We start from the raw sequence: 5,078 nt of genomic DNA, 5'->3' as shown, positions 1-5,078 counted from the left end.
CGCCGCCCGCGGATCGATCTCGACGGCCGCGCGCAGCGCCCGGGCCAGCGCCTTGAAGGCGCTTTCGGCGATATGGTGGTTGTTGTCGCCGTAGAAGCACTCGACATGCAGCGTCACCCCGGCATGCATGGCGAAGGCCTGGAACCACTCGCGGAACAGCTCGGTATCCATGTCGCCGACCTTGTCGCGGGTGAACTCGACCTTCCAGACGAGGAACGGCCGCCCCGACACGTCGAGCGCGACGCGGGTGAGGGTGCCGTCCATCGGCAGGTCGGCGGCGCCGTAGCGACGGATTCCCTGCTTGTCGCCGAGGGCCTGGCGCACTGCCATGCCGAGCGCAATGCCGACGTCTTCGGCGGTGTGGTGGTAGTCGATGTGCAGGTCGCCCTTGGCGCGCACCGTGATGTCGATCAGCGAGTGCCGCGCCAGCTGGTCGAGCATGTGGTCGAGAAAGCCGATGCCGGTCGCCATCGCATGGGCGCCGGTCCCGTCGAGATTGACGGTGACGGCGATGTCGGTCTCGTTGGTCTTGCGGGTGATCTCGGCCTTGCGCATCTGGTCCTCTGCTTCAATCGGGCTCTCTAGCAGGTCGGGCGGCCCGGCGCCAAGCCGGTCATTGCATTCGCACGGCAGCGCCCTAAATACAGGGCAATCCTTGTGGAGTACTGAATGGCAAAGGACAACGACTTCCCCGGCTGGCACGGCACCACCATCGTCTCGGTGCGCAAGGGCGGCAAGGTCGTGATCGCCGGCGACGGCCAGGTCTCGGTCGGCCAGACGGTGATGAAGCATACCGCGCGCAAGGTCAGGCGGCTGGCGGGCGGCAAGGTGATCGGCGGTTTTGCCGGCGCCACGGCCGACGCCTTCACCCTGTTCGAGCGGCTCGAGGCCAAGCTCGAGCAATATCCCGACCAGCTGATGCGGGCCGCGGTCGAACTGGCCAAGGACTGGCGGACCGACCGCTATCTGCGCCGGCTCGAGGCGATGATGATCGTCGCCGACAAGAAGGAGACGCTGGTGGTCACGGGCACCGGTGACGTGCTGACGCCCGACCACGAGACCATCGCCATCGGCTCCGGCGGCAACTTCGCCTATTCGGCGGCGCTGGCCCTGGCCGAGAACACCGAATTCGGGGCCGAGGAGATCGCGCGCAAGGCGATGAAGATCGCCGCCGAAGTGTGCATCTACACCAACGAGCAGGTGACCGTCGAAAGCATCGACCTCGACTGAACCACTCGCCGGCCGCATCCGCGGCGGCATGGGGAGGCGCCGCAAGGGCTTCCCGGAAAGCGACCCGCAATGACCGACACCAATTTCTCACCGCGCGAGATCGTCTCCGAGCTCGACCGCTACATCGTGGGCCAGGGCGAGGCCAAGCGCGCCGTCGCCGTGGCCCTGCGGAACCGCTGGCGGCGCCAGCAGCTGCCGGCCGAATTGCGCCAGGAGGTGAGCCCCAAGAACATCCTGATGATCGGGCCCACCGGCGTCGGCAAGACCGAGATCTCGCGGCGCCTGGCCAAGCTCGCCCAGGCCCCGTTCGTCAAGGTCGAGGCGACCAAGTTCACCGAGGTCGGCTATGTCGGGCGCGACGTCGAGCAGATGGTGCGCGACCTGGTCGAGGCCGGCATCTCGCTGCTGCGCGACAAGCGCCGGCAGGAGGTCTCGGCGCAGGCCCACCACAATGCCGAGGAGCGGGTGCTGGACGCCTTGGTCGGCACCTCCGCCTCGCCCTCGACCCGCGACAGCTTCCGGCGCAAGCTGCGCGACAACGAACTCGACGACAAGGAGATCGAGATCGAGGTCGCGGCGGCCCCGGGCGGCGGCATGTTCGAGATTCCCGGGATGCCGGGCGCCGGCATCGGCATGATCAATATCCAGGACATGCTGGGCAAGGCCCTTGGCGGCCGCGGTGCCAAGCGCAAGGTCAAGGTCAAGGACAGCCACGCCCTGCTCATCGCCGAGGAGGCCGACAAGCTGCTCGACCAGGAGCAGCTCAACCGCGAGGCGGTCGACCTGGTGGAGAACCACGGCATCGTCTTCATCGACGAGATCGACAAGATCACCAGCCGCGAGGGGCGCGCCGGCGACGTCAGCCGCGAGGGCGTGCAGCGCGACCTGCTGCCGCTGATCGAGGGGACCACCGTCGCCACCAAGTACGGGCCGGTCAGGACCGACCACATCCTGTTCATCGCCTCCGGCGCCTTCCACGTGTCGAAGCCGTCCGACCTGCTGCCCGAACTGCAGGGGCGCCTGCCCATCCGCGTCGAACTCAAGGCGCTGAGCCGCGACGACCTGATCCGCATCCTCAACGACACCGACGCCAGCCTGATCAAGCAATACGTGGCGCTGATGGCGACCGAGGGGGTGACGCTGGACTTCACCGCCGATGCCATCGACGCCATCGCCGACGCCGCCGTCAAGGTCAACGCCACGGTCGAGAACATCGGCGCGCGGCGACTGGCGACGATCATGGAGCGGCTGGTCGAAGACATCTCCTTCGACGCCCCCGACAAGGACGGCGAGACCATCAGGATCGACGCCGCCTATGTCAACGACCGCATCGGCAAGATGGCGGCCGACACCGATCTGAGCCGCTTCGTGCTCTGAGGGCAAGCGCACCCGGGCCGGGAGCGCTCCCGGCCCGTGACGGCGCCCGGCGGCAGCGGCGGCGAGGGCTTGCCCTCCGGCCTCTCCCCGTGATTCAAACGCGGGATCCCTGATTTGCCGGACCTGCCGTGAGCCGAGCGCCTTCCCATGCCCCGAAAGACCCAGCCGAAGTGCTGCGCAGCGTCTTCGGCCACACGAGCTTTCGCGGCCAGCAGCGCGAGGTCATCGAGCACGTCACCGGCGGCGGCGATGCCGTGGTGCTGTTCCCCACCGGCGCCGGCAAGTCGGCCTGCTACCAGATTCCGGCCCTGTGCCGGCCGGGCGTCGGCATCGTCGTCTCGCCGCTGATCGCACTGATGCGCGACCAGGTCGAAGCGCTGCGCCAGGCCGGCGTCAGGGCCGAGGCGCTCAACTCGTCGCTGGCTCCCGAGCAGGCGGCCGAGGTGCGCCGCCGGCTCAGGGCCGGCGACCTCGACCTGCTCTACGTGGCACCCGAACGGCTGACCACGCCCGGCTTCGTCCGGCTCCTCGAGGGAATCGACATCGCCCTGTTCGCCATCGACGAGGCCCACTGCGTCAGCCAGTGGGGCCACGATTTCCGCCCCGAATACCGCGAGCTGGCCCGCATTACCGAGCTCTTCCCCGGTGTGCCGCGCATGGCGCTCACCGCCACAGCGGACCCGCTGACGCGCGACGACATCGTGGCGCGGCTCGGGCTCGCAGCGGCACGGCTGTTCGTCTCGAGCTTCGACCGGCCCAACATCCGCTATTCGATCGTCGAGCGCGACAGCGCCCGCCGGCAGCTGCTCGGCTTCCTCGCCCGCCACGACGGGGAAAGCGGCATCGTCTACTGCCTGTCGCGGGCCAAGGTCGAGGACGTCGCCCAGTGGCTGAATACGCAGGGCAGAAGGGCGCTGCCCTATCATGCCGGCCTGCCGGCGGCCGTCCGCAGCGCCAACCAGGATGCCTTCCTCACCGAGGACGGCCTCTGCCTCGTCGCCACCGTCGCCTTCGGCATGGGCATCGACAAGCCCGACGTGCGCTACGTCGTCCACATGGACATGCCGGCCTCGATCGAGGCCTATTACCAGGAAACCGGGCGCGCCGGGCGCGACGGCCAGCCGGCCGAGGCGTGGATGTGCTACGGCATGGCCGACGTCGTGCAGCGCCGGCGCATGATCGACGAGGGCGGCGCCCCCGAGGAGGTGAAGCGCGTCGAGCGGGCCAAGCTCGAGGCGCTGCTGGCCGTGTGCGAGACCGCCGGGTGCCGGCGCCAGGCGCTCCTTGCGCATTTCGGCGAGGCCCATGCCGGCGGCTGCGGCAATTGCGATACCTGCCTGTCGCCCGTCGACAGCTGGGACGGCACCGAGGCCGCCATCACGGCGATGGCCGCCATCTACCGCACCGGCCAGCGTTTCGGGGCCGGCCACGTCGTCGACGTGCTGACCGGCAAGCCGACCGAAAGGACGGCTCGCTTCGGCCATGACCAGCTGCCGGTGTTCGGGGCGGGCCGGGACACCGACGCCAGGACCTGGCAATCGGTGCTGCGCCAGCTCATGGCCGCGGGCCTGGTGCTGGTCGACCATGGCGGGCACGGCGCGCTGCTGCTGGGCGAGGGCGCCCGCGCCGTGTTCCGGCGCGAGCGCAGCGTGCGCCTGCGCAAGGACCGGCCGAAAAAGGCCGAGCAGGTCCGGCGCGCGCTGCAGCGGGCCGTCGACCTGCCGCCCGCGGAGGCCCGCCTGTTCGATGCCCTGCGCGCCGAACGCAGCCGGCTCGCCCGCCAGCAGGGCGTGCCGCCCTACGTCATCTTCCACGACACCACGCTGCAGGCCATGGCGCAGGCGAGGCCGAGAACCCGGGCGCAGATGATGGAGCTGCCCGGGGTCGGCGAGAGCAAGCTCGAGCGCTATGGCGAGGCGTTCCTCGCCGCCATCGCCGCCGACGGGAGCTGAGCGGCGGGGCTAGCGCTTCGCGGCGCGCCTGATCAGCTCGGCCTTGAGGAAGACGAGGTCCTCGGGTGACAGCCGGCCGATCTCGGTGGCCAGCCGGTTGGCGAGTTCGGTGGCCTCGGGCGCGAGGCCGCCGGTGTCGATGGTCACCTTCGGGTCGGAGAGCTCGGCCAGCCGCTGCAGGTCCTCCGCCTCGTCCCAGATGACGTTGAAATAGGTGATGATGCGCTGCAGCAGGCTCCAGGTCGGCTTGCCGCGGCGACCGTGCTCCAGCGCCGATAGGTAGGCGCTCGACACCCGCAATTCCCTGGCCATGTCCTTGAGGGTGACGCCGCGCTCCTCGCGCAGCGCCCTGAGCCGCGCGCCCAGCGGAGTCATCGGCGCGCCTCGCGGCGAAGCCGCACGTAGAAGGCGCCGCTGCCGCCATGGCCCGGCGCGGCCTCGTCCCATCCGGCCACCAGCGGCGCGAGGTCGGGCTGGCCGAGCCAGACCGGCAGCATGGCGCGCAGCACCCCGCGCTCG

6 protein-coding genes are annotated in these 5,078 nt (G+C 69.9%); 3 read left to right on the top strand and 3 right to left on the bottom strand.

What is annotated here, in order from left to right:
* Nucleotides 1-555, bottom strand: a 555-nt coding sequence (hisB, locus tag VGD93_RS13305) for an imidazoleglycerol-phosphate dehydratase HisB (RefSeq protein WP_395012638.1), incomplete at its 3' end; no start/stop codon positions are given.
* 114 nt (nucleotides 556-669) lie between these two features.
* Here hisB and hslV point away from each other — a divergent pair.
* From hslV to recQ, 3 genes are all read left to right on the top strand, one after another.
* On the top strand, nucleotides 670-1,230 hold the full coding sequence (gene hslV, locus VGD93_RS13300; RefSeq protein ID WP_395012637.1) for an ATP-dependent protease subunit HslV: 561 nt from the start codon (nucleotides 670-672) through the stop codon (nucleotides 1,228-1,230).
* 69 nt (nucleotides 1,231-1,299) lie between these two features.
* Entirely contained in the window at nucleotides 1,300-2,607 is a 1,308-nt protein-coding gene (gene hslU, locus VGD93_RS13295) for an ATP-dependent protease ATPase subunit HslU (RefSeq protein WP_395012636.1), read from the top strand.
* A 170-nt stretch (nucleotides 2,608-2,777) separates the two neighbouring features.
* Nucleotides 2,778-4,559, top strand: coding sequence for a DNA helicase RecQ (gene recQ, locus VGD93_RS13290; RefSeq protein WP_395012635.1), 1,782 nt, complete (start codon nucleotides 2,778-2,780; stop codon nucleotides 4,557-4,559).
* 9 nt (nucleotides 4,560-4,568) lie between these two features.
* Here recQ and VGD93_RS13285 read toward each other — a convergent pair whose 3' ends face one another.
* Together VGD93_RS13285 and VGD93_RS13280 are read right to left on the bottom strand one after the other, a co-directional pair.
* Nucleotides 4,569-4,934: a helix-turn-helix domain-containing protein gene (locus tag VGD93_RS13285; RefSeq protein WP_395012634.1), complete on the bottom strand. Its 366-nt coding sequence runs from the start codon at nucleotides 4,932-4,934 to the stop codon at nucleotides 4,569-4,571.
* Nucleotides 4,931-5,068, bottom strand: a complete 138-nt coding sequence (locus VGD93_RS13280) for a Smr/MutS family protein (RefSeq protein WP_395012639.1) — start codon at nucleotides 5,066-5,068, stop codon at nucleotides 4,931-4,933. Before VGD93_RS13280 ends, VGD93_RS13285 begins: the two co-directional genes overlap by 4 nt.
* Nucleotides 5,069-5,078: the final 10 nt, after the last annotated feature.

The sequence above is a fragment of the Devosia sp. genome, assembly GCF_036406155.1.
Lineage (GTDB): Bacteria > Pseudomonadota > Alphaproteobacteria > Rhizobiales > Devosiaceae > Devosia_A.
This window is presented reverse-complemented; position numbering and strand designations above follow the sequence as displayed.

Coding starts and splice junctions, on each gene's coding strand:
- hslV (WP_395012637.1), top strand. CDS start 670: ATGGCAAAGGACAACGACTTCCCCGGCTGGCACGGCACCACCATCGTC.
- hslU (WP_395012636.1), top strand. CDS start 1,300: ATGACCGACACCAATTTCTCACCGCGCGAGATCGTCTCCGAGCTCGAC.
- VGD93_RS13285 (WP_395012634.1), bottom strand. CDS start 4,934: ATGACTCCGCTGGGCGCGCGGCTCAGGGCGCTGCGCGAGGAGCGCGGC.